A 21,925-nucleotide genomic window follows, 5' to 3' on the forward strand; every position below is an offset into this window, starting at 1 on the left:
GTTGGGTTACATTTTGTGCTCGTTTCCCCGGGGGGGGGGGGCGGGGGGGGGGCCGCGGGGGGGGGGGGGGGCCCCGCGCGGGGGGGGGGGGGGGGGGGGGGGGGGGCCCCCCCGCCGCTTGGTCGTGAATGCAAGCGAATGTGAGAAGAGGGACTGTGAGCGTCAACCTCAACGAGAAGCCCGAGATCGACTTCCCGATCGGCGACGCCCCGTCGGAGCTGCAGATCCGCGACATCGTCGTGGGTGACGGCGAGGAGGCCAAGCCGGGCCAGACGGTCAGCGTCCGCTACGTCGGCGTGACCTTCGAGACCGGCGAGGAGTTCGACGCGAGCTGGAACCGGGGCACCGCTCCGTTCCAGTTCCCGCTGGGCAAGGGCCGCGTCATCAAGGGCTGGGACCAGGGCATCGCGGGCATGAAGGTCGGTGGCCGCCGCGAGCTGACCATCCCGTCGCACCTGGCGTACGGTGCCCAGTCGCCGACCACGGCGATCCCGCCGCACTCGACCCTGATCTTCGTGGTCGACCTGCTGGGCGTCTGAGCCCTTCGCACCGTGGGCCGGACCCCTCCGGGGGCCCGGCCCACGGGCATGTCCGGGCCCGAACGGCACGGCGCGGGGGCGGGGTGCGGGACGCGGCTTTTGCAGTGCGTACCGCTACCGGTACGGTCGGTCCCGCCGGGTGGTGATCGCCCGGTTGGCACACCCCGCGCGCGGCGCGGCACACCGGAAGGGTCAGCGATGGCGATCGCCAAGGCAGAGCGGCTGATGAATCTCGCCCTGTGCCTGATGAACACCAGACGTCCGCTCTCCAAGAAGGAGCTGCGGGAATCCATCGAGGCGTACCGCGAGGCCTGGCAGAACAGCAGCGAGGACGCCTTCAACCGGATGTTCGAGCGGGACAAGGACGACCTGCGCGAGCTCGGCCTGGTGATCGACGTCGACGAGAGCGCCCTGGACGGCGAGCTCGGGTACCTGGCCCGCGCCGACCGCAACCGGCTGCCCGAGATCGCCCTGGACGCCGAGGAGGCGGCCGCGCTGACCCTGGCCGCCCGGGTATGGCAGCAGGCCAAGATGTCCGGCGCGGCCAGCGGCGCCCTGCAGAAGCTGCGCGCGGCCGGGGTGCCGTTCGCCGAGGCCGAGGGCCGTACCGCACTGGAGCCGCGCATCCCCGCCCGGGAGGCCGCGTTCGAGCCACTGCTCACCGCCGCCCGGGACCGCCGTCCGGTCACCTTCGAGTACCGCAAGGCCGGTGCCGCCGCCGTCGAGCAGCGTAGTGTCGAGCCGTGGGCGCTGGAGTGCTGGCGCGGGCACTGGTACCTGGCCGGGTACGACCGCGACCGGGGCGACGCCCGGGTGTTCCGGCTCAGCCGGATCACCGGCAAGGTGAAGGCGAGGTCCGGGGCCTTCCTCGGCACCGTGCCCGAGCACGTGGACGTCCGGGCCACCGTGGCGAAGTTCGCCGGGGAGGGGGCCACCGCCACCGCGACCGTCCGGGTCCGCCGGGGCGCCGGCTTCCCGCTGCGCACCAAGGCGCTGAGCAGCACCCGGGTGGACGAGGCCTGGGACGAACTGGAGATCCCGTACGGCAACGGGCTGGGCGCGGACCTGGCCGAGTTCGGGCCGGACGTGCTGGTGCTCGGGCCGGAGGAGCTGCGGGCGGATGTGGTCGACCGGCTGCGGGCGGTCGCGGGGCTGGACTCGGAGGACGAGCAGGCATGAGTAACGCGATTGACCAGACGCGACGGATGCTGTCGCTGGTCACCTACCTGCGCGAGCGGCCCGGGGCCGAGGTCGCCGAGGTGGCCCGGGCGTTCGGGATCAGCGAGCGCGAGCTGATCGCGGACCTCAACGTGCTGCCGATGTGCGGCACCAGCTTCCGCGGCGGCGACCTGCTCGACATCGACACCGACGGCGAGCGGATCTGGTGGCACAACGTCGACGACGTGGCCCAGCCGCTGCGGCTGGCCGCCGACGAGGCGACCGCGCTGCTGGTGGCCGCCCGCGCGGTGGCCGGGCTGCCGGGCCTGCGGGCCGGGGACCGGGAGGCGCTCACCCGGGCCGTCGCCAAGATCGAGAACGCGGCGGGGGAGAGCGCCGAGGGCAGCGCCCGGGTCGGCGTGACCTTCGAGGCGGAGAGCCACGTGTTCGCCGACATCGACCGCGCGCTCAGCGAGGGCCGCCGGCTCTGGCTGCGCTACTACTCGCACGGGCGCGGCGGGATGACCGAGCGCGAGGTCGACCCGATCCGGCTGCTCACCGAGGGCCACACCTACCTCGAGGCCTGGTGCCGCACCTCCGAGGACCACCGGATGTTCCGGCTCGACCGGGTCGCCGAGATCCGCGTCCTGGACGTCCCGGCCGACCCGCCCCGGCGCGAGCCGCGCGACCTGAGCGGCGGGCTGGTCAATCCGGCGGCGGACGACCCCGAGGTGGTCGTCGAGGTCTCCTCCGGCGGGCGCTGGGTGGCCGAGTACTACACCCACGACCGGGCCGAGGAGCTGCCCGACGGCGGGCTGCGGATCACCCTGCGCAGCGCCGACCCCTCCCAGCTGCGCCCGCTGGCGCTGCGGCTGGGCCGGGACGGCCGGATCGTCTCGCCGCCCGAGCTGGCCGAGCAGGCGCGCTCGGCCGCGCGGGAGGCGCTGGCCGCCTACGGGGAGGGGCGGGCCTGAGCGGTGGAACCCGGGACCAGATTCAAGGTGTACTGCTCCGAGTGCCGGGAGAAGGTGGAGCTCCCGGCCGAGGACTTCCGCCTGACCCTCGGTCGCACCCCGGCCCAGGCGTACTACAGCTTCGCCTGCCCGCGGTGCGGGGCGGCGGTGCGCAAGCCGGCCGGGGAGAAGATCGTCGAGGCGCTCGCCGGGGCCGGGGTGCGCACCATGCGGCTCGTCCCGGCGGAGGGGTAGCGCCCGTATAGGCTGGGGCGCATGTCCTGGATGCTCGTCGCCGCCGTCCTGCTCGCCACCGCGGGCCTGCTGGTCCTCGGGGTCCTCGCGATCCGGCTCTGGCTGGACGTGCGGGCGCTGGCCAAGGGCGTGGACCGGGCCTCGCGGGCGCTGGCCGCGGCGGCCGAGGACCTGGCGGACGCGGTACCCGGGTCGGGCGCCCCGGCCGCGGAGCGGAGCGTCCCGGCCGCCTAGCACGACCGGCCCGAGGTGGTGCGGGGCTGCTGCGGCGGGTGGGGGCGGGTTACGCTCTCAGATGGCTCCTGAACCGCGTACCGGGGGCCGCTGTCCCGTTCGGGCGGCCGTCGTCGTGGCGTCATCCGCAGCGGTTACCATCCGCAGCGGACGGCCCGTCGGGCCGCCATGACTGAAGGTGGTCGCGCATGCGCATCTCGATGACCGCGATCGTGGTGATCGTGGTTCTCGCCATCGTGCTGTTCGGAGCCAAGCGGCTGCCGGACCTGGCGCGCTCGCTGGGCAAGTCGATGCGGATCCTCAAGAGCGAGGCCCAGGCGATGCGTTCGGACGGCGGGGCCGAGCAGCCGGCCCGGCCCGCTCCGGCTCCGGTGGACGGCACCGTGGGCAGGACCATCCAGGCTGCTCCGGGCGCGTCGGCCACGGCCCGTCCGGTGAACGAGCCCGCCGCCGGGGCCTCCGCGCCCGACGGCGACCGCCCGCACTGAGCGCGGCGCACGTGACGCACCTGGCGCGCGCCGCGCACACGACGTGGGCGACGCGCGCGACCACGGAGGCCCGTCGACCGGCGGGCCCCGACGCACGAGTTGAGGACCGGGGTTGAGCAAGCTCTCCAAGGCGTCGAAGGCGCCAAAGGATCCTGAGGGGCGGATGGCCCTCGCCGACCACCTGCGGGAACTGCGCAACCGCGTGGTCAAGTCGGTCCTGGCGATCGTGCTGATCACCATCGTGGCGCTGGTGTACCACAAGCAGCTCGAAACCCTCCTGCTGAAGCCGCTGCCGCAGTGCACCACGGAGACCGCGGCCCAGTACCACGGCAAGTGCGCGCAGGTCTCCACGATCGGTCTGACCTCGGGTTTCACCTGGATGCTTAAGGTGGCGCTGACGGCCGGCGTGGTCGGCGCGGTGCCGATCTGGCTGTGGCAGGTGTGGGCGTTCGTGGCGCCCGGTCTGCACCGGCACGAGAAGAAGTACACCGTCATCTTCATGGCGTGCGGGGCGCCGCTGTTCCTGGCCGGTGTCGGCTGCGCCTTCCTGGTGCTGCCGACCACGATCGAGGTGTTGATCTCGTTCACCCCGAACGACACCACGCCGATCCTTCCGCCGGACGACTACTTCGACATCGCCACCCGGATGGTGCTGGTCTTCGGCCTCGCCTTCGAGTTCCCGCTGCTGCTCGTGATGATGAACCTGGTCGGCATGGTCAGCGGCAAGCGGCTGCTCGGCTGGTGGCGCGGGATGATCATGGCCATCACGGTGTTCGCGGCCTTCGCCACGCCGAGCGCCGACCCGTTGAGCATGCTCGCGCTGGCCGCGCCGATCTGGGCGCTGTACTTCATCGCCGTGGCCATCGCGCTGATCAGCGACAAGCGCAGGGCGCGCCGCAACCCGGACGCCGGGCTGGACGACGAGGAGGCCTCGCAGCTGGACCTCTCGGTGCAGCCGGTGGCCGGTGCGGAGACCGTCCGGGCCTCGGCGGCCCCGACGGCCGGTGCGGCGGTACCGGCGTCCCACCGCGAGGAGATGGACGACATCACCTGAGCCGGTAGGCCCTGAGGAGCCCCGGTCCGCCGCTGCCGAGCGGTGGGCCGGGGCTTTTCGCTGTCCGGCGTTCCGTCCTGTGACCTGATCGTTGGTCGGTTTTCCACCGGTTTCGACGGGTCGGTCTTGGCAGGGTAGATGGCATGTGACATATTACTGACGTGCTGAAGACCGAGAGACCTCCCCTGGACGTCGTCGTGGTCGGCGCCGGAGTGGTCGGCGCCGCCTGCGCCTACTACGCCGCCCGCGCCGGGCTCGCCGTCGCCGTCGTCGACCGCGGGCCGGTGGCCGGCGGCACCACCGGCGCGGGCGAGGGCAACCTGCTGGTCTCCGACAAGGAGCCCGGCCCCGAACTCGACCTCGCCCTGCTCAGTACCCGGCTCTGGCGTGAACTCGCCGAGCAGCTCGGCGCAGCCATCGAGTACGAGCCCAAGGGCGGCGTGGTGGTCGCCTCCACCCCCGCCGGGCAGGAGGCGCTGCGCGCCTTCGCCGCCGAGCAGCGCTCCGTCGGGGTCGAGGCCGAGGAGGTGCCCGGCGACCGGCTGCGCGAGCTGGAGCCGCACCTTGCCGAGGGCCTGGCCGGAGGCTTCCACTACCCGCAGGACGCCCAGGTCCAGCCCGCCCTCGCCGCCGCCCACCTGCTGCGCGAGGCGCGCCGGATGGGCGCCGAGCTGATCACCGGGGAGAGCGTCACCGCCATCGACCAGGGGCCGGACGGCGCCGTGCGCGGCGTGCGGACCGACCGGCGGAGCCTGGCCGCCCCCGCCGTGGTGAACGCGGCCGGCACCTGGGGCGGCGAGATCGCCGCACTGGCCGGAGTCCACCTGCCGGTGCTGCCCCGGCGCGGCTTCGTGCTGGTCACCGAGCCGCTGCCGCGGGTCGTACGGCACAAGGTCTACGCCGCCGACTACGTGGCCAACGTGGCCAGCGGCTCGGCCGGGCTGGAGACCTCCGCGGTGATCGAGGGCACCCCGGGCGGACCGGTGCTGATCGGAGCCAGCCGGGAGCGGGTCGGCTTCGACCGCACCCTCTCCCAGGAGGTGCTGAGCCGGCTGGCGAGCCAGGCCGCGGCGCTGTTCCCGGTGCTCGCCGGCGTCACCGTGATGCGCACCTACCGGGGCTTCCGCCCGTACCTGCCGGACCACCTGCCGGCCATCGGCGCGGACCCCAGGGTGCCCGGGCTGCACCACGCCTGCGGGCACGAGGGGGCCGGCATCGGGCTGGCCCCGGCGACCGGACTGCTGATCAGCGAGCAGCTCACCGGCAAGCAGCCGGAGCAGGACCTCGCGCCGTTCCGCGCGGACCGATTCCCGGCTGCGTGAGCGCCCGTACCGGAGCGCCTTCCGGACACTTCCTGGACCCGTGAGATTGGAGAGGCCGCCGATGAGCCGCCGCACCCCCGCCGGGCTGGTCGAGGCCGAGCCCGGGCCCGCCCACCACATCGAGTTCGACGGGCGGCCCGTCCCCGCGCTGCCCGGCCAGTCGATCGCCGCCGCGCTCTGGGCCGACGGCGTGCTCGCCTGGCGCACCACCCGGGTCGGCGGCAAGCCGCGCGGCGCGTTCTGTGGCATCGGCGCCTGCTTCGACTGCCTGGCCACGGTGGACGGCCGCCCCAACCAGCGCACCTGCCTGCTCCCCGCCGAGCCCGGCACCACCGTCACCACCCAGGAGGGCCACGGCCGTGCCGACCTCGCCGTCTGAACCCCTCGACACCTTTCCGTACGACCTCGTGGTGGTCGGCGCGGGCCCGGCCGGGCTCGCCGCCGCCGTGACCGCCGCGGACCTCGGGCTGCGCTGCGCCCTGCTGGACGGCGGGCAGAGCACCGGCGGGCAGTACTACCGCCACCCCGCGCCCGGTCTCGGCGCGGCCCGGCCGGACCGGCTGCACCACCACTGGTCCGCCTACACCGGGCTGGCCGACCGGCTCGCCGCGCACGAGCGCGCCGGGCGGGCCGCCTTCCGGGCCGGGCACCAGGTCTGGGCACTGGAGCGCACCGAGGACGGTTACGCGGTGCACGTCACCCGTGGGCCGGAGAGCACCGACCGGGCCACCGTCCGGTCCCGGTCGGTGCTGCTCGCCACCGGCGCGTACGAGCGGCAGCTGCCGTTCCCCGGCTGGACCCTGCCCGGGGTGGTCACTGCGGGCGGCGCCCAGGCGATGCTCAAGGCCGGGCTGGTGCTGCCCGGTAAGCGGATCGTGGTGGCCGGCAGCGGCCCGCTGCTGCTCGCGGCAGCCTCCTCGCTGGTCACCGCCGGGGCCGAGGTGCCCGCCGTGGTCGAGGCCACCGCCTACCTCGGGTACGTCCGGCGCCCCGGCGTGCTGGCGGGCGTCCCCGGCAAGCTGGTCGAGGGCGCCGGGCACGGCAGCGCGCTGCTGCGGCACGGGGTGCGGCTGCGCCCGCGCACCGCGGTGGTCGAGGCGCACGGGACGGACCGGGTCACCGGCGTCACCGTGGCCCGGCTGGACGCCGACTGGCGGCCGGTGGCCGGCACCGAGCGGCGGATCGACTGCGACGCGCTCGCGGTCGGCCACGGCCTGCTGCCGCAGATCGACCTGGCCACCGAGCTGGGCGCGCGGACTCTCACAGGGCCGGACGGCGCGGTCGCGCTGGAGGTCGACGCCCGGCTGCGCACCAGCGTGCCCGGCCTCTGGTCGGCGGGCGAGACCAACGGCGTCGGCGGCGCGGACCTGGCGCTCGCCGAGGGCGAGCTGGCCGCGCACGCGGTGGCCGGGGCGCGGCCGCGGGCCGCGCTGCTGCGCCGCCGCGCGCGGCTGCGGGCCTTCGCCGACCTGATGGCCGCCGCCCACCGGCCCGGCCCCGGCTGGACCGGCTGGCTGCGCCCGGACACCGACGTCTGTCGGTGCGAGGAGGTGCCGGTCGCGGCGATCCGGGAGGCCGTCGACGAGCTGGGCGCGGGTGATCCGCGCACCGTCAAGCTGCTCACCCGGGCCGGCATGGGCTGGTGCCAGGGCCGGATGTGCGGTCCGGCCGTGGCGTGCCTGGCCGGTTCGGGTGAACCCGGGCCGGACCGGCGGCCGCTGGGCTGCCCGGTGCCGCTCTCCCAGCTGGCGGCGGGGCCGACCTCGGAGGCGTAGGGGCGTCTGACAATTCGCGAACCTGGCGGGAATTGTCAGACGCCCCCTCGGGGCCCGTCGCCGAACGGTGGGCCGGGGACCTTGTCTCCGGCCCGCCCTCTCTAATAAAATGTCACACCTCATCAAGGAGCTCACGTGTCCATCACCCAGCACGACACCACCCGCCCCTGGCGCGGCATCATGGTCGCCACCACGCTTCCGCTGCGCCCGGACCACTCCGTCGACTACGACGCCTACGCCGAGCACGTCCGCTGGCTGATCGACTCCGGCTGCGAGGGCGTCGTCCCCAACGGCTCGCTGGGCGAGTACCAGACGCTCACCGCCGAGGAGCGCGCCAAGGTCGTCGAGGTCGCCATCGAGGCGGCCGGCGACGGCTCCCGGGTCATGCCCGGCGTGGCCGCCTACGGCAGCGCCGAGTCCCGCCGCTGGGCCGAGCAGGCCGCCGAGGCCGGCGCCGGCTCCGTCCTGCTGCTGCCGCCGAACGCCTACCGGGCCGACCACGCCTCGGTGCGCGCCCACTACGCCGAGGTCGCCAAGGCGGGCGTGCCGATCGTGGCGTACAACAACCCGATCGACACCAAGGTCGACCTCGTCCCCGCGCTGCTCGCCCAGCTGCACGCCGAGGGCTCGATCGTCGCGGTCAAGGAGTTCAGCGGCGACGTCCGCCGGGCGTACGAGATCGCCGAGCTGGCCCCCGGGCTGGACCTGCTGATCGGCGCCGACGACGTGCTGCTGGAGCTGGCGCTCGCGGGCGCGGTCGGCTGGATCGCCGGCTACCCGAACGCCCTGCCGGCCGCCTCGGTGGCGCTCTACGACGCCGCCGTCTCCAAGGACCTGGAGAACGCGCTGCCGCTCTACAAGTCGCTGCACTCGCTGCTGCGCTGGGACTCCAAGACCGAGTTCGTCCAGGCCATCAAGCTCTCCATGGACATCGCCGGTCGCCCCGGCGGCCCGGTGCGGGCCCCGCGCCTGCCGCTCACCCCGGAGATCGAGACGGCCGTGCGTGCGGCCACCGAGAAGGCGCTGGCCGAAGGCCTCGTCTGATCCCCGTCCGATTTCGGGTCTCCCGGCCGGCTGCGGCGGCAGCCGGCCCGGCCCACACCAACCATCCGAACTTGTACGGGAGTTGTGACCCATGCGCAGCCGCCACGTGTTTCACGCCGTCGACTCGCACACCGAGGGCATGCCGACCCGGGTGATCACCGGCGGCTTCGGCGTCATCCCCGGCGCCACCATGGCCGAGCGCCGGGTGCACTTCCAGCAGCACCTGGACCAGTTCCGCACCCTGCTGATGTACGAGCCGCGCGGCCACGCGGCGATGAGCGGCGCCATCCTCCAGCCGCCGACCCGGCCGGACGCCGACTTCGGCGTGCTCTACATCGAGGTCTCCGGACTGCTGCCGATGTGCGGGCACGGAACCATCGGGGTCGCCACCGTGCTGGTCGAGACCGGGATGGTGCCGGTGGTCGAGCCCGTCACCACCGTACGGCTGGACACCCCGGCCGGACTGGTGGTCGTCGAGGTGCAGGTCGAGGACGGCGCCGCCAAGGCGGTGACCATCCGCAACGTGCCCTCCTACTCCGTCGCCCTGGACCGCAAGATCGAGGTGCCCGGCTACGGCACGGTCAACTACGACCTCGCGTACGGCGGCAACTTCTACGCCATCCTGCCGCTCGCCGAGTTCGGGCTGCCCTTCGAGCGCGAGCGCAAGCAGGAGATCCTGGACGCCGGCCTGGCCATGATGGACGCGATCAACGCGAGCCCGGACCGGCCGGTGCACCCGGAGAACCCGTCCATCCACAGCTGCCACCATGTCCAGCTGCTCGCCCCCGGCTCCACCGCCGAGCACTCCCGGCACGCGATGGCCATCCACCCCGGCTGGTTCGACCGCTCGCCCTGCGGCACCGGCACCTCGGCGCGGATGGCCCAGCTGCACGCGCGCGGCGAACTGCCGCTCGGGCGGGACTTCCGCAACGACTCCTTCATCGGGACCACCTTCACCGGGCGCCTGGTCGAGGAGACCGAGGTGGCCGGGCGGCCCGCCGTGGTGCCCACCGTCACCGGGCGGGCCTGGATCACCGGCACCGCCCAGTACTTCCTCGACCCGAGCGACCCGTTCCCGGCGGGCTTCCTGCTCTGACCTTCCGTACCTCCTTCGTTCTCGTACCTCCCTCGAAGGGCTGCTGGCTGTGACCATCACCTCGTACAACCCCGCCGACCCGGACGACCTCGTGGTCGCCGTCGAGGAGCCCGGCGCCGAGACCGTGCGGGCCGCCGTCGGGCGGGCCCGGGCGGCGCAGCGCGACTGGCTCGCCGCCGGGGCGGGCGCCCGGTCGGCGGCGCTCGGCCGGATCGCGGACGCCGTCGAGGCGCACGCCCACGAGCTGGCCGCGCTGATCGTGCGCGAGGTCGGCAAGCCGCTGGCCGAGGCGCTCGGCGAGGTCGCCCGCACGGCGGCGATCTGGCGCTACTACGCGCAGGCGCCGTACGCGCCCTCCGGGGCGGTGCACGAGACCGCCGCCGGGCCCGGGCTGCTGCTCACCCGGCGCCGCCCGTACGGGGTGGCCGGGCTGATCGCGCCGTGGAACTTCCCGCTGGCGATCCCGACCTGGAAGGCCGCGCCGGCCCTCGCCGTCGGCAACGCGGTGGTGCTCAAGCCGGCGCCCGAGGCGACAGCCTGCGCGCTGCGGCTGGCGGAGCTGGCCGGGTTGCCCGAGGACGTGTTCACGGTGCTGCCCGGTGGGGCGGAGGAGGGCGAGGCGCTGGTCGGCGCGGTGGACGTGGTCTCCTTCACCGGCTCGACCGGCGTCGGCCGGGCCGTGGTGCGGGCCGCGACCGAGCGCGGAGTGCCGGTGCAGGCCGAACTCGGCGGGCTGAACGCCGCGCTGGTGCTGCCGGACGCCGACATCGCGCAGGCCGCCGGGCACATCGCCGCGGCCATCGCCGGGTACGCCGGGCAGAAGTGCACCGCCACCAGCCGGGTGATCGCGGTCGGCGCCGCGTACGAGCCGCTGCGCGAGGCGCTGGTCAAGGCGCTGGCGGCGGTCGACGACGCGGTCTGCGGGCCGGTGATCAACGCCGCCGCCCGGGAGCGGCTGACCGGCGCCGTCTCCTCGGCCGTCGAGTCCGGGGCCGTCGTCCTGGCGGGCGGCGGGGTGCCCGAGCGGGCCGGCTGGTACGTCGAGCCGACCCTGCTCGCCGAGGTGCCGGCCGAACACCCGCTGGCGCGCGAGGAGTTCTTCGGTCCGATCGCGGTGCTGCACGCCGCGGCCGACCTGGACGAGGCCATCGCGCTCGCCAACGACACCCCGCACAGCCTCTCCACCTCGGTGCACACCCGCAGCCTGGACGTGGCGCTGGCCGCCGCCGACCGGCTGGACGCGGGCATGATCCGGGTCAACGCCCCGTCCAGCGGCGTCGACTTCCACCTGCCCTTCGGCGGGGCCAAGGGCGCCGGCCACGGCGACCGTGAACAGGGCCAGGCGGCCCTGGACTTCTACACCGTCAGCCGGACGGTCAGCGTGCTGCCGGCCGGAGGTGCCTGATGCACGTCCGTACCGTCGACTACCACACGGCCGGTGAGCCGTTCCGGATCGTGCTGGACGGCGTGCCCGCGATCCCCGGCGACAGCGTCGCCGAGCGCCGGGCGATCGTGATCGGCGCGGGCGGCACGGCCACCGCGCCCCGCCCGTCCGAGCTGGACACCGTCCGGCAGCTGCTCACCCGCGAGCCGCGCGGCCACGCCGGCATGTACGGCGGCTTCCTGGTGCCGCCGGACGACGACGAGGCGCACCTCGGCGTGCTGTTCTGGCACAAGGACGGCTACTCGACGGCCTGCGGGCACGGCACCATCGCGCTCGGCGCCTGGGCGGTCGACTCCGGACTGGTGGCGGCCCCCGAGGACGGCGTGGCCCGGGTGCGGATCGACGTGCCCTCCGGCCGGGTCACCGCGCTGGTGCACCGCTCCGGTGGCCGGACCACCGGGGTCACCTTCCGCAACGTGCCCAGCCGGGTGACCGCCCTGAAGCTGCCGGTGGAGACCTCGCGCGGCACCGTGGAGGTCGCGGTGGCGCACTCCGGCGCCTGCTACGCCTCGGTGCCGGCGGCGGCCCTCGGGCTCGCCGTGGAACCGGGACAGCTGGCCGAACTCACCGCCGTGGGGCGTGAGATCAGGGCGGCGCTGGCCGGTGAGCCGTCCGTCGCGCACCCGACGGACACCCGGCTGTCCGGGGTGTACGGGGTCATCCTGTACGACGAGCTGCCCTCGGCCGACGGGGTGCTGAACCAGCGGAACGTCACCGTCTTCGCGGACGGCCAGATCGATCGCTCGCCCTGCGGCTCCGGCACCTCCGCCCGGCTCGCCGTGCTCGCCGCCGAGGGCCGGCTGGCCCCGGGCGAGCCGCTGCGCCACGAGTCGATCATCGGCACGGTCTTCACCGGCCAGGTCCTCGCGGGCGGCGACGCGCTGGGCGAGGGCGTGGTCACCGAGGTGACAGGCACCGCACACCGCACCGGCGAGCACGGCTTCGTGCTGGAGCCGGGCGACGAGCTGGGAACGGGGTTCCTGCTGTGAGTCCAACCGCAACGCCCGGCGCGGCTGTTGTGCCGCTCCAGTACGCCGTGGCGGGCACCGGCGGGGTCGGGCCCGCCGGTGCGGTGGGGGCGATCGAGCGGGTGCTGCTGGACGGGTTCGACCCGGAAGCGGCACCCGCCCGGTCGGCTGTGCCGGTACCCGCCGGTGAGCTGCTGATGATGCCGGCCGCCGCCGGGCCGTACGCCGGCGTGAAGATCGCCGGGGTCGCGCCCGCCAACCCGGAGCTGGGCCTGCCCCGGATCACCGGCAGCTACCTGCTGCTGGACGGGCCCACCCTGCAACCGCTCGCCGTACTGGACGGCGCCGCGCTCACCGCGCTGCGCACGCCCGCCGTCACCGCGGCCGCGCTGCGGCGCCTCGCGGTGCCGGAGGCCGAGCACCTGGTGCTGTTCGGCTCCGGGCCGCAGGCGTACGGGCACCTGGACGCCCTGCTCGCCGTCCGGCCGCTGCGCCGGCTCACCGTGGTGGCGCGCAACGCCGAACGGGCGCAGGCGCTGGCGGCGTACGGGCGGGAGCTCGGGCTGACGGCCGAGGTCGGTGGGCCGAAGGCGGTCCGCGAGGCGGACCTGGTGGTTTGCTGCACCACCGCGCGCACGCCGCTGTTCGACGGCGCGCTGGTGCCCGCGCACGCGGCGGTGGCGGCGGTCGGCTCGCACGAGCCGGCCGCGCGGGAGGTGGACGAGCTGCTGGTCCAGCGGGCCGAGCTGTACGTGGAGGCGCGCACGGTCGCGGCCCGGGAGGCCGGGGACCTGCTGATGGCGGGCGTGGCCGGGCGGCAGCTGTGGAACCTCGCCGAGCTGGTGCGCGGCGACGCGCTGGTGCCGGACGGGCGGCCGCGGTTCTTCAAGAGTGTCGGGATGGCCTGGCAGGACCTGGCCGTCGCGGCGGAGGTGTACCGGCAGCAGTAGCCGGCCGGTCGCCGTCCCCGGCGCCGTCCAGCCGCCGTCCCGGTGCTGCCCAAGCGTCGTTCAGTCGCCGTGGAAGGCGAGCCAACTGCCCGGGGTGGAGGCGCAGTTGGCGAGCAGGTTGCGCAGGTCGCGGACGGCCGCCCGCTGCTCCTCGGTGGTGCAGCGGGCGAGCAGGGCGGTGGCCTCCTCGAAGGCGGCGCCCGCGTCCTGCTCGTTGAACAGGGTGTCGCCGTACGGGTCGATCCGGCCGAGCCGATGGCGGGCCGGATCGGTGTGCAGGGCCAGGGCGGTGGTGAGGGCCTCGCCGTGGCTCGAAAGGTGCAGCATCCTGGGGCTGGTGCGGCGGCCGTTGTTCGGGCGGCCGTCGTACAGCGCCATGTCGATGGACAAGTCCGTTACTCCTGGCCGTGGTTGGGAGTTGTGAAACCGGAGCCGGCGCAGCGGGAAGGGATCCCCCGCTGCGCCGGCTCCTCACGTTGTCCGGCGGCGGTCGGGCTCCGCGGGTCAGGCCCGGTCGTCGGCGTAGGCGGTGAGCAGGCGGGCCAGGTGCTTGCCGACGACCAGCAGGGGCTGCTCGCTGCGGCCGAGCTGGGCGGCGAGTTCGGCGCCCTCCAGGGCGCTGATCACGGTGCCTGCCAGCTCAAGGGCGTCCTCCTCGCCGATGCCGGCGGCGAGCAGCCGTTCCGTCACGATGGCCCGCCAGTGGGCGAAGGCCTCGGCCACCGCCTCCTCGATCACCGGCACCCGGCCGACCGTCTCCAGGGCGGTGCTGGTGATCGGGCAGCCGTCCTGCCAGTCGGACGCGCGCAGTTCCTCGGCGAGCAGCCGGGTGCAGGCGGTCATCGCGTCGCCCAGGTCCGGTGAGGAGCCGAGCGCGGTGCGCAGCATGGCGGCGAACTCCTCGTCCCCGTGCCGGATCGCCTCGGCGGCCAGCTCCTGCTTGCCGCCCGGGAAGAAGTGGTAGACGGAGCCGAGGGTGGCCTCGGCCTCGCGGGAGATCTGTTTGATCCCGGTGCCCTCGTACCCCTGGCGTTGCAGCAGCCGGGAGGTGGCCCGGACGATCCGCTCGCGGGTGCCGGGCTTCGCGTCGGCCTTTGCGGAGGTCTTCTCGGGCGTCTTCACGCCGCGATCCTAGCCGAGATTCTGGGTAGAGCGTTCGTTCCAATCCTGTGTTAGCGTCGGCTCCGGCGCTCTGGATAGAGCGTTCGTTCCAGAGGAGGGGAAGACGCATGTCCGTTGAGCAGCAGTCGAAGCGATCCGTGACGGTGATCGGGCTCGGCCCGATGGGGCAGGCCATGGCCGGGGCGTACCTGGACGCCGGGTACGCCGTCACGGTGTGGAACCGCACGGCCGCGCGGGCCGACGGACTCGTCGCCCGGGGAGCGCAGGCGGCGCCCGGTGCGCAGGCGGCGGTGGCGGCGAACGAGCTGGTGGTGCTCAGTCTCACCGACTACGACGCGGTGTTCGAGGTGCTGGAGTCGGTCGAGCCGGCGCTGAAGGGGAAGGTGATCGTGAACCTCAGCTCGGACACCCCCGAGCGGGCCCGCGAAGCCGCCCGCCGGCTGGCCGACCGCGGTGCCGGGCACCTCACCGGTGGGGTGCAGGTGCCGCCGTCGGGCATCGGCAGCCCCGAGTCGTCCACCTTCTACAGCGGCCCGGTCGAGCTGTTCCGGCGGCACCGGGCGGCCCTGGAGGTGCTCACCGGGGTCGACTACCGGGGCGACGACCCCGGGCTGGCGCAGCTGTACTACCAGATCCAGATGGACCTCTTCTGGTCCTCGATGGTCGGCTACCTGCACGCCACGGCGATCGCCGAGGCCAACGGCATCTCGGCGGAGGAGTTCCTGCCGTACCTGAGCTCGACCGCCGCCTCGATGCCCGGCTTCCAGGCGTTCTACGCGCCGCGGATCGCGGCCGGGAACCACCGCGGGGATGTCGACCGGATGGTCATGGCGCTGGCGAGCATCGAGCACGTCCGGCACACCGCGGAGGAATCCGGGGTGGACGGCGCCCTGCCGGCCGTCCTGGCGGAGGCGGTCCGGCGGGGCGTGGAGGCCGGTCACGGCGCGGACAGCCTGAGCGCGTTGGTGGGCCGGTTCCGGCAGGCGTAGCCCTCCGTGGGAACCGGAAGATCGTGTGCCGTCGGCCGTTGTCACGGCCGACGGCCGCTGTCACCATGGCTTTCGGCGCCCCGGGAGCGGCGTGGCGGGTGCGGGAATCGGCGACTGTTGCGTACGCAACGTAACGTGACATTGTACGCTGGTGTTCTGCATCCACCCGGAGGAACACCATGGCCGACCTCAAATCCCGCACCCTGATCTCCGTACAGGAGCGGCTTCGCGACCAGGTCGCCCACGCACTCCGGGCGGCCCTGATCTCCGGCGAACTGCGCCCCGGCGTGGTCTACTCCGCACCCGCGCTCGCCGCCGACTTCGGCGTCTCCGCGACCCCGGTCCGCGAGGCCATGCTCGACCTCGCCCGCGAGGGCCTGGTCGAGGCCGTCCGCAACAAGGGGTTCCGGGTCACCGAGCTCACCGACCGCGACCTCGACGACTACACCGAGATCCGCGCCCTGATCGAGGTCCCGACCGTCGGCCGGGTGGCCCGCACCGCCACCAAGGAGCAGCTGGAGCGGCTGCGCCCGCAGGCCGAGGCGATCGTCGCGGCGGCCCGCAAGCACGACCTGATCGGCTACCTGGAGGCCGACCGCCAGTTCCACCTGGACCTGCTGGGGCTGGCCGGCAACGCGCGGCTGGTCGAGGTGGTCGGCGACCTGCGCAAGCGCTCGCGGCTGTACGGCCTCAACCGGCTCGACGAGCGCGGCGAGCTGGTCTCCTCCGCGCAGGAGCACCTGGAGCTGCTGGACCTGCTGCTCGCCGGCGACGCGGCGGCGGCCGAGGCCTGCATGACCCGCCACCTCAGCCATGTCCGCTCCCTCTGGGCCGACGACGAGAAGCCCGCCGAGCCGGAGCCCTCGGCCCTGCGCCTGCGGTCCCGGTAGGGGCTTGGCAGGAGTCAGACCACTTGTTCGGGTGAAGACTGATGATCGGGCGTCGGGAGGCGGCCGAGCTCTAGGATGATGCTCTCGACATCGGCAGCCAGGAGGAAATCCATGTCCGCCGCAGCAGTGGAAGAACCCATGGAGCAGCCGACGCTGCTCGAAGCCGCCGAGCTGATCTCCGAGCAGCTCCCCGGCTACCGGGTCGAGATCATCGGGAGCGAAATCACCGTGACGCCGCCGCCGAACATGAAGCACAGCCGGTCGCTGACCAGGCTCATGCGCCTGCTGTTCGCCGCCGGTCTCGACGATGACGAAGCCGAGGTCTTCCAGAACGTGGGCATTTGGCTGCCGGGCGGTCCGTCCGACTTTGCGGTCCCCGATCTGGCGATCCTCGACGCATACAGCGATGATCGGTTGATTGAGCACAACTGCTATGACCCGGCGGCCTTTCGCCTTGTGTTGGAGGTAACCTCCTCCAATTTCGGCGATGATCTGAAGAAGAAGCCCGCCGCCTACGCATCTGCCGGGGTGCCCGTCTACGTGATCGTCGACCGGACGAACCAGCGGGTCATGGTGCTGACCGACCCCAAGGATGGCGAATACCGGTTGCACGCCGTCCACCACCCCGGGCAGTCCTTCACGCTGCCGGAGTCGATCGGCGCGTCGGTGACGCTCTCGGTGGACGACGTGCTGACGGCCAAGAAGTAGGTCAGGCCGCTGCGGGGATGGTCAGCCGGCCGTCGTGGACCTCGGCGATCTGGTCGACCGCCGTCAGGTGGGTGCGGTCGTGGGTGACCAGGACGGTGGCGGTGGCCCGGCGGTGGGTGAGGTCGGTGATCAGGTCGAGGACGGCGGCGCCGCGCTCGTGGTCGAGGGCGCTGGTGGGCTCGTCCACCAGCAGGACGGTGGGGTCGTTCATCAGGGCGCGGGCGATGTTGACCCGCTGGCGCTGGCCGCCGGAGAGCTGGTGCGGGCGGCGGGCGGCCTGGTCGCGCAGGCCGACGGCGTCCAGGAGCTCCAGGGCGCGGGGGAGGGCGGTGCGCGGGGCGCGGCCGTCGAGGTGGGCCATCACCTGCAGCTGCTCCACGGCGGTGAGCGAGGGCAGCAGGTTGGCCTGCTGGAAGACGATGCCGATCCTGGTGCGGCGCAGTTCCGTGAGTTCCGCCCGGCTGAGGCCCGTGGTGTCGGTGCCGTCGATGATCACCTGCCCGGAGTCCGGGGTGATCAGGGTGGCGGCCACCGCCAGCAGACTGGACTTGCCGGAGCCGGAGGGGCCGACGACGGCGGTGAGCGAGCCCTTGGGGACGGTCAGCGAGACCTCGTCCAGGGCGGTGAGCCGGCCGTCGCCGTCCGGGTAGGTGAGGGTGATGCGGTCGAGGGTCAAACTCATCGGGCGCTCCCCAGAGCGGTCAGCGGGTCGACGGAGGTGATCCGGCGGATGGACAGGGCCGCGCCGATCGCGCCGAGGGCGATCATGACAGCGGCGGGCAGGAGGACGGTCGGGGCGTCCAGGACGAAGGGCACGGCGGAGCCGATCAGCGAGCCGAAGCCGGCCGCGATCGCGGTCCCGACGAGGGTGCCGAGCACCAGCAGCAGGACGGCCTGGCCGAGGGCGTCGCGCAGCAGGTAGCGGGTGGAGGCGCCGAGGGCCTTGAGGACGGCGATGTCGCCGCTGCGCTGGATCGTCCAGACCGTGAAGAACGCGCCGATCACCAGGGCCGAGATGGCGAACAGGAAGCCGCGCATCAGCTGGAGGGAGCCGTTCTCCGAGGTGTAGGAGCCGATCGCGGCGAGCGCGTCGTCGCGGGTCCGGGTCTCGGTGCCGTGGCGGGCGTCGGCGGCGGCCAGGTCGGCGCCCTTCGCGGTGTCGAGGGCGATGACGGTGGCGTGGCCGGCGCCGCCGGGGGCGAACTGCTGCCAGTCGCCGAGGCTGGTCCAGATCACCGGGGTGTGGCTGTACGCGGCGTCGCCCTCGACGGCCGCGACCCGCAGCGGGTGCCCGGACAGGGTGAACTCGGAGCCCGGGGCGAGGCCGCCCAGGTTCTCGGCGGCGGTCTTGGACAGCACCGCCTGGCCGGGGGCGATCCGGCTGCCCTGCGGGGCGAGCCCGGAGCCCTCGGGGACGCCGAAGGCGGAGAGTGCGGCGGTGCGCTGGCCGGCGGCGGCCTTGGTGGTGGTGATGCCCAGCGGCTGGGCGGAGGTGACGCCGGGCTCGCGGGCCCAGGCCTGCCACTGCTCCGGGGTGACCTGGGAGTCGGTGAAGGAGAGCTTCTGCCCGTCCGCCGGCTTGCCGAAGACCAGGTGGTCGGCGGGCAGGCCGGTGATCGCGGAGATGTTCTGCCGGCCGAGCCCGGCGGTCAGCCCGGACAGCAGGCCGACCAGTACGGTGATCAGCACGATGACGGTTCCCATCAGGGCGAACCGCCCCTTGGCGAACCTCAGGTCCCTCCAGGCGACGAACACGGTGGGCCTCTCTCTGCACAGGTGGTTTCCGACGCTTCCACCGTCGTCGATCCGGGGGCCCGGAGGCATCGAGCCTGGGATTGCATCCTGGGCATCAAAGGGAAGACGCCGAGTTCAACCTTTTGATTGATGCCGGACCAGCGGTGCGGCTTTAGGCTGGACGGATGGCGACCGAACGATCCAGAACCACCCCCGTCGCCCGCGTCCTCCAGGTCTGCCTGCACCTGCTCGTGGCGGGCCTGCTCGCGCTCGCCGTCGCCCGGGCCGTCTTCGTCGACCACGGGAGCGATCCGGCCGCCGTGGCCGCCGCGGCCACCGCGATGGCCGCCGTCTACACCGTCGGGCCGCAGCTGGCCGCCGTGCGCCGATCGCGCCGGGCGGCCGCGCTCTGGATGGCGCTGCTCGGCATCACCTGGGCGGGCGTGCTGATCGCCACCCAGGACGGGGTCTGGCTGGCGTTCCCGCTGTACTTCCTGGAGCTGCACCTGCTGGGACGGCGCGCCGGGCTGGTCGCCGTCGGGCTGACCGCCGCCGCGTCGATCGCCGCGTGGTCCTGGCACCAGCACAGCTTCAGCTTCGCCGCCTCGATCGGGCCCGCGCTCGGCGCGGCCGTCGCCACCGCCACCGTGCTCGGATACCAGGCGCTGTACCGGGAGAGCGAGGAGCGCCGCCGGCTGATCGACGAGCTGACCGCCGCCCGCGCCGACCTCGCCGCCGCGCACCACACGGCCGGGGTGATGGCCGAGCGCGAGCGGCTCGCCCGGGAGATCCACGACACCCTCGCGCAGAGCCTCAGCTCCATCCAGCTGCTGCTGCGGGCGGCCCAACGAGCCCTGCCGGAGCGCACCGAGGCCGCCGCGGGGTACGTCGAGCAGGCGCGGCAGGCCGCCCAGGACAACCTGGACGAGGCCCGGAGGTTCGTCCGGGCGCTCACGCCGCCCGCGCTGGACGGCGATCCGCTGCCGGTCGCGCTGGAGCGGCTGTGCGCGACGACGACGGCGCACGGCACGCTGCCCGTCCACCTGCACGTCTCCGGCGACCCGGTCCGGCTGTCGGCCGCGCAGGAGGTCGCGCTGCTGCGGATCGCGCAGTCGGCGCTCGGCAACACCGTCCGGCACGCGGGGGCCTCGCGGGCCGAGGTGACACTCAGCTACATGGAGGGTGAGGTGGCACTGGACGTGTACGACGACGGGGCCGGGTTCGACCCGGCGGCGGTCGCCGGCCGCACCAGCGGGGACGGCGGCTTCGGGCTGCCCTCGATGCGGGCCCGGGCCCGGGCGCTCGGTGGCAGCTTCACGGTGGAGTCGGCGCCGGGGGAGGGGACGACGGTGGCGGTGCAGCTGCCGGTCACCCCGGAGGCCGGCTCGTGATCCGGCTGCTCATCGCGGACGACCACCCGGTGGTGCGGGCCGGACTGCGGGCGGTGCTGGAGTGCGAGCCGGACTTCGCCATCGTGGCGGAGGCGGCCACCGCCGAGCGGGCCGTCGAGCTGGCCGCGGAGCCGGGCGTGGACGTGGTGCTGATGGACCTCCAGTTCGGGCCGGGGTCGGCGATGAACGGGGCGCAGGCCACCGCGGCGATCACCGCCCGGGCGGGCGCGCCGCGGGTGCTGGTGGTCACCACGTACGACACCGACGCGGACACCCTGCCGGCCCTGGAGGCGGGCGCCACCGGCTACCTGCTGAAGGACGCGCCGCCGGAGGAGCTGGCCCAGGCCGTACGGGCGGCCGCGGCGGGGCGCAGCGCACTTGCGCCCAGCGTGGCGGACCGGCTGCTGGAGCGGATGCGCACGCCGGCGGCGGCGCTCAGTGCCCGGGAGACCGAGGTGCTGGGGCTGGTCGCGGACGGGCTGACCAACCAGCAGGTCAGCCAGCGGCTGCACCTGAGCCAGGCCACGGTGAAGTCCCATCTGGTGCACATCTACACCAAGTTGGGGGTGGACTCGCGAACGGCGGCGGTGCGCGAGGCACGGCAGCAGGGGCTGATCCGCTGAGCGTAGGGTGGGGAGCGGTCCGTACCCGCAGCAGTGTCCCCGTGCCCGCAGTGTGAGGAGCGCCCGATGGCCGTCCGACTCGACGAACTCGCCGTACCGGTGATCGGCGCCCCGATGGCGGGCGGGCCCTCGACGCCCGAGCTGGTGGCGGCGGTGAACCGGGCGGGCGGGCTGGGCTTCCTGGCCGCCGGGATGAAGACCGCCGCCGGGATGTCCGAACAGATCGCCGCGGTGCGGAAGTCGACCGACCGGCCGTACGGGGTGAACCTCTTCGTGCCGGGCCCGCCCGGGGACCGGGCAGCCGTCGCGGCGTACCGGGAGCGGCTGCGGCCGGAGGCCGAGCAGTGGGGCGTGACGCTGCCGGAGGAGATCGGGCCGGACCGGGACGCCTGGGAGGCCAAGCTCGCGGCCCTGCTCGCGGACCCGGTGCCGGTGGTGTCGTACACCTTCGGGCTGCCGACGGCCGAGGAGGCGGCGGCGCTGCGGGCGGTCGGCACGACGCAGGTCGGCACCGTCACCACGCCGCAGGAGGCGCAGGCGGCGGAGGCCGTCGGGATGGACGCGCTGTGCGTGCAGGGCCCGGAGGCGGGCGGCCACCGCGGCACCCACCGGGTGACGGACCAGCCGGGGGAGCTGCCGCTGCTCGAACTGCTGCCCGCCGTACGGGAGGTGACGGCGCTGCCGCTGGTCGCCGCGGGCGGGCTCGGTGACGGTGCGGCCGTCGCGGCGGCGCTGCGGGCGGGGGCGGTGGCGGTGCAGCTGGGTACGGCGCTGCTGCGGTCGGACGAGTCCGGCGCCTCGGCCGCCCACCGGGCGGCGCTCGTCGAACTGCCGGAGACGGCCGTCACCCGCGCCTTCACCGGCCGCCCGGCCCGCGGTCTGCGCAACGCCTTCATCGACCGCCACGGCCCGTACGCCCCGCCCGTCTACCCCGAGGTCAACCACCTCACCGCGCCGCTGCGCGCCGCCGCCGCCCGCCGCGGCGACACCGACGCCATGCACCTCTGGGCCGGCGCCGCCCACCACCTGGCCCGCACGGGCCCGGCGGAGACGATCGTCGCCGAGCTGTGGCGGGCGGCGCGGGGGTAGTGCGCCCGGCGCGCGCCGGGCGGTGAGTGTTGTCCCTCGCCAGAGTGGATTAGGCCGGAAGGCGCGCGGTAATCTATAAGGGACAACTTAATGTGCCCG

General features: G+C 74.2%; 25 protein-coding genes. 21 read left to right on the forward strand and 4 right to left on the reverse strand.

All coding sequences use genetic code 11. The features are described 5' to 3' along the window. The first annotated feature begins 128 nt into the window (after positions 1-128). The 15 genes from ACIRRH_RS13915 (at position 129) to ACIRRH_RS13985 (ending at position 13,280) form a co-directional block, all read left to right on the forward strand. The gene (locus ACIRRH_RS13915) at positions 129-539 is read left to right on the forward strand and encodes an FKBP-type peptidyl-prolyl cis-trans isomerase (RefSeq protein ID WP_403066338.1); all 411 of its coding nucleotides are present in this window, start codon (positions 129-131) and stop codon (positions 537-539) included. 198 nt (positions 540-737) lie between these two features. Further along, positions 738-1,718: a YafY family protein gene (locus tag ACIRRH_RS13920; RefSeq protein WP_224281068.1), complete on the forward strand. Its 981-nt coding sequence runs from the start codon at positions 738-740 to the stop codon at positions 1,716-1,718. Then, positions 1,715-2,671 (forward strand): helix-turn-helix transcriptional regulator, encoded by a 957-nt coding sequence (locus ACIRRH_RS13925; RefSeq protein WP_387759875.1) that lies wholly within the window; start codon positions 1,715-1,717, stop codon positions 2,669-2,671. Before ACIRRH_RS13920 ends, ACIRRH_RS13925 begins: the two co-directional genes overlap by 4 nt. Positions 2,672-2,698: 27 nt before the next feature. Further along, on the forward strand, positions 2,699-2,905 hold the full coding sequence (locus ACIRRH_RS13930; protein ID WP_403066340.1) for a hypothetical protein: 207 nt from the start codon (positions 2,699-2,701) through the stop codon (positions 2,903-2,905). A gap of 21 nt (positions 2,906-2,926) precedes the next feature. Next, positions 2,927-3,139: a hypothetical protein gene (locus tag ACIRRH_RS13935; RefSeq protein WP_403066342.1), complete on the forward strand. Its 213-nt coding sequence runs from the start codon at positions 2,927-2,929 to the stop codon at positions 3,137-3,139. 188 nt (positions 3,140-3,327) lie between these two features. Then, on the forward strand, positions 3,328-3,627 hold the full coding sequence (gene tatA, locus ACIRRH_RS13940) for a Sec-independent protein translocase subunit TatA (protein WP_403066344.1): 300 nt from the start codon (positions 3,328-3,330) through the stop codon (positions 3,625-3,627). 163 nt (positions 3,628-3,790) lie between these two features. Further along, positions 3,791-4,681 carry a twin-arginine translocase subunit TatC gene (gene tatC, locus ACIRRH_RS13945; protein ID WP_403066823.1) on the forward strand — a complete coding sequence of 297 codons (891 nt, stop codon included), beginning with the start codon at positions 3,791-3,793 and terminating at the stop codon, positions 4,679-4,681. Between the two features lie 161 nt (positions 4,682-4,842). Next, positions 4,843-6,003, forward strand: coding sequence for an NAD(P)/FAD-dependent oxidoreductase (locus ACIRRH_RS13950; protein WP_403066346.1), 1,161 nt, complete (start codon positions 4,843-4,845; stop codon positions 6,001-6,003). Positions 6,004-6,064: 61 nt separating this feature from the next. Continuing rightward, positions 6,065-6,382 (forward strand): (2Fe-2S)-binding protein, encoded by a 318-nt coding sequence (locus ACIRRH_RS13955; RefSeq protein ID WP_224284890.1) that lies wholly within the window; start codon positions 6,065-6,067, stop codon positions 6,380-6,382. Further along, positions 6,363-7,778: an NAD(P)/FAD-dependent oxidoreductase gene (locus tag ACIRRH_RS13960; protein WP_403066348.1), complete on the forward strand. Its 1,416-nt coding sequence runs from the start codon at positions 6,363-6,365 to the stop codon at positions 7,776-7,778. The genes ACIRRH_RS13955 and ACIRRH_RS13960 overlap by 20 nt, the downstream gene beginning before the upstream one ends. A 180-nt stretch (positions 7,779-7,958) precedes the next feature. Next, positions 7,959-8,822: a dihydrodipicolinate synthase family protein gene (locus tag ACIRRH_RS13965; RefSeq protein WP_403066825.1), complete on the forward strand. Its 864-nt coding sequence runs from the start codon at positions 7,959-7,961 to the stop codon at positions 8,820-8,822. Positions 8,823-8,913: 91 nt separating this feature from the next. After that, a complete protein-coding gene (locus ACIRRH_RS13970; protein WP_224285166.1) occupies positions 8,914-9,918 on the forward strand; it encodes a proline racemase family protein in 1,005 nt (334 codons plus the stop codon). A gap of 49 nt (positions 9,919-9,967) precedes the next feature. Beyond that, positions 9,968-11,323, forward strand: coding sequence for an aldehyde dehydrogenase family protein (locus tag ACIRRH_RS13975; protein ID WP_403066351.1), 1,356 nt, complete (start codon positions 9,968-9,970; stop codon positions 11,321-11,323). After that, positions 11,323-12,351 carry a proline racemase family protein gene (locus tag ACIRRH_RS13980; protein ID WP_403066353.1) on the forward strand — a complete coding sequence of 343 codons (1,029 nt, stop codon included), beginning with the start codon at positions 11,323-11,325 and terminating at the stop codon, positions 12,349-12,351. The genes ACIRRH_RS13975 and ACIRRH_RS13980 overlap by 1 nt, the downstream gene beginning before the upstream one ends. Then, the gene (locus ACIRRH_RS13985) at positions 12,348-13,280 is read left to right on the forward strand and encodes an ornithine cyclodeaminase family protein (protein ID WP_403066355.1); all 933 of its coding nucleotides are present in this window, start codon (positions 12,348-12,350) and stop codon (positions 13,278-13,280) included. The genes ACIRRH_RS13980 and ACIRRH_RS13985 overlap by 4 nt, the downstream gene beginning before the upstream one ends. A gap of 60 nt (positions 13,281-13,340) precedes the next feature. Here ACIRRH_RS13985 and ACIRRH_RS13990 read toward each other — a convergent pair whose 3' ends face one another. Together ACIRRH_RS13990 and ACIRRH_RS13995 are read right to left on the reverse strand one after the other, a co-directional pair. Continuing rightward, positions 13,341-13,670, reverse strand: coding sequence for a hypothetical protein (locus ACIRRH_RS13990; protein WP_403066357.1), 330 nt, complete (start codon positions 13,668-13,670; stop codon positions 13,341-13,343). 114 nt (positions 13,671-13,784) lie between these two features. Next, positions 13,785-14,402: a TetR/AcrR family transcriptional regulator gene (locus ACIRRH_RS13995; RefSeq protein ID WP_403066359.1), complete on the reverse strand. Its 618-nt coding sequence runs from the start codon at positions 14,400-14,402 to the stop codon at positions 13,785-13,787. Between the two features lie 107 nt (positions 14,403-14,509). On the opposite strand from ACIRRH_RS13995, the gene ACIRRH_RS14000 reads away from it, so the two are divergent. The 3 genes from ACIRRH_RS14000 (at position 14,510) to ACIRRH_RS14010 (ending at position 16,989) form a co-directional block, all read left to right on the forward strand. Beyond that, a complete protein-coding gene (locus ACIRRH_RS14000; protein WP_403066361.1) occupies positions 14,510-15,391 on the forward strand; it encodes an NAD(P)-dependent oxidoreductase in 882 nt (293 codons plus the stop codon). A gap of 179 nt (positions 15,392-15,570) precedes the next feature. Next, complete coding sequence (locus ACIRRH_RS14005) at positions 15,571-16,281, forward strand: GntR family transcriptional regulator (protein WP_224282146.1); 711 nt, start codon at positions 15,571-15,573, stop codon at positions 16,279-16,281. Positions 16,282-16,392: 111 nt separating this feature from the next. Then, positions 16,393-16,989 (forward strand): Uma2 family endonuclease, encoded by a 597-nt coding sequence (locus ACIRRH_RS14010; protein WP_403066363.1) that lies wholly within the window; start codon positions 16,393-16,395, stop codon positions 16,987-16,989. A gap of 1 nt (position 16,990) precedes the next feature. On the opposite strand, the gene ACIRRH_RS14015 is transcribed toward ACIRRH_RS14010, so the two are convergent. Together ACIRRH_RS14015 and ACIRRH_RS14020 are read right to left on the reverse strand one after the other, a co-directional pair. After that, a complete protein-coding gene (locus ACIRRH_RS14015) occupies positions 16,991-17,671 on the reverse strand; it encodes an ABC transporter ATP-binding protein (RefSeq protein ID WP_403066365.1) in 681 nt (226 codons plus the stop codon). Further along, on the reverse strand, positions 17,668-18,744 hold the full coding sequence (locus ACIRRH_RS14020; protein WP_403066367.1) for an ABC transporter permease: 1,077 nt from the start codon (positions 18,742-18,744) through the stop codon (positions 17,668-17,670). The genes ACIRRH_RS14015 and ACIRRH_RS14020 overlap by 4 nt, the downstream gene beginning before the upstream one ends. Before the next feature lie 164 nt (positions 18,745-18,908). Between ACIRRH_RS14020 and ACIRRH_RS14025 the strand changes: the two genes are divergently transcribed. The 3 genes from ACIRRH_RS14025 (at position 18,909) to ACIRRH_RS14035 (ending at position 21,826) form a co-directional block, all read left to right on the forward strand. Beyond that, positions 18,909-20,114, forward strand: a complete 1,206-nt coding sequence (locus ACIRRH_RS14025; RefSeq protein WP_403066369.1) for a sensor histidine kinase — start codon at positions 18,909-18,911, stop codon at positions 20,112-20,114. Continuing rightward, entirely contained in the window at positions 20,111-20,737 is a 627-nt protein-coding gene (locus tag ACIRRH_RS14030) for a response regulator (protein WP_403066371.1), read from the forward strand. The genes ACIRRH_RS14025 and ACIRRH_RS14030 overlap by 4 nt, the downstream gene beginning before the upstream one ends. A 66-nt stretch (positions 20,738-20,803) precedes the next feature. Then, entirely contained in the window at positions 20,804-21,826 is a 1,023-nt protein-coding gene (locus ACIRRH_RS14035) for a nitronate monooxygenase (protein ID WP_403066373.1), read from the forward strand. Positions 21,827-21,925 lie beyond the last annotated feature (99 nt).

Origin of the sequence: Kitasatospora sp. NPDC101235 (assembly GCF_044767505.1) — a bacterium.
GTDB lineage: Bacteria > Actinomycetota > Actinomycetes > Streptomycetales > Streptomycetaceae > Kitasatospora.

What these genes read in the sequence shown, in the direction of transcription:
- ACIRRH_RS14005 (WP_224282146.1), top strand. Translation starts at nt 15,571, where the DNA reads ATGGCCGACCTCAAATCCCGCACCCTGATCTCCGTACAGGAGCGGCTT.
- ACIRRH_RS13915 (WP_403066338.1), top strand. Translation starts at nt 129, where the DNA reads ATGCAAGCGAATGTGAGAAGAGGGACTGTGAGCGTCAACCTCAACGAG.
- ACIRRH_RS14015 (WP_403066365.1), bottom strand. Translation starts at nt 17,671, where the DNA reads ATGAGTTTGACCCTCGACCGCATCACCCTCACCTACCCGGACGGCGAC.
- ACIRRH_RS13925 (WP_387759875.1), top strand. Translation starts at nt 1,715, where the DNA reads ATGAGTAACGCGATTGACCAGACGCGACGGATGCTGTCGCTGGTCACC.
- ACIRRH_RS13955 (WP_224284890.1), top strand. Translation starts at nt 6,065, where the DNA reads ATGAGCCGCCGCACCCCCGCCGGGCTGGTCGAGGCCGAGCCCGGGCCC.
- ACIRRH_RS13965 (WP_403066825.1), top strand. Translation starts at nt 7,959, where the DNA reads ATGGTCGCCACCACGCTTCCGCTGCGCCCGGACCACTCCGTCGACTAC.
- ACIRRH_RS14035 (WP_403066373.1), top strand. Translation starts at nt 20,804, where the DNA reads ATGGCCGTCCGACTCGACGAACTCGCCGTACCGGTGATCGGCGCCCCG.
- tatC (WP_403066823.1), top strand. Translation starts at nt 3,791, where the DNA reads ATGGCCCTCGCCGACCACCTGCGGGAACTGCGCAACCGCGTGGTCAAG.
- ACIRRH_RS14010 (WP_403066363.1), top strand. Translation starts at nt 16,393, where the DNA reads ATGTCCGCCGCAGCAGTGGAAGAACCCATGGAGCAGCCGACGCTGCTC.
- ACIRRH_RS13920 (WP_224281068.1), top strand. Translation starts at nt 738, where the DNA reads ATGGCGATCGCCAAGGCAGAGCGGCTGATGAATCTCGCCCTGTGCCTG.
- ACIRRH_RS14025 (WP_403066369.1), top strand. Translation starts at nt 18,909, where the DNA reads ATGGCGACCGAACGATCCAGAACCACCCCCGTCGCCCGCGTCCTCCAG.
- ACIRRH_RS13980 (WP_403066353.1), top strand. Translation starts at nt 11,323, where the DNA reads ATGCACGTCCGTACCGTCGACTACCACACGGCCGGTGAGCCGTTCCGG.
- ACIRRH_RS13970 (WP_224285166.1), top strand. Translation starts at nt 8,914, where the DNA reads ATGCGCAGCCGCCACGTGTTTCACGCCGTCGACTCGCACACCGAGGGC.
- ACIRRH_RS13935 (WP_403066342.1), top strand. Translation starts at nt 2,927, where the DNA reads ATGTCCTGGATGCTCGTCGCCGCCGTCCTGCTCGCCACCGCGGGCCTG.
- tatA (WP_403066344.1), top strand. Translation starts at nt 3,328, where the DNA reads ATGCGCATCTCGATGACCGCGATCGTGGTGATCGTGGTTCTCGCCATC.
- ACIRRH_RS14000 (WP_403066361.1), top strand. Translation starts at nt 14,510, where the DNA reads ATGTCCGTTGAGCAGCAGTCGAAGCGATCCGTGACGGTGATCGGGCTC.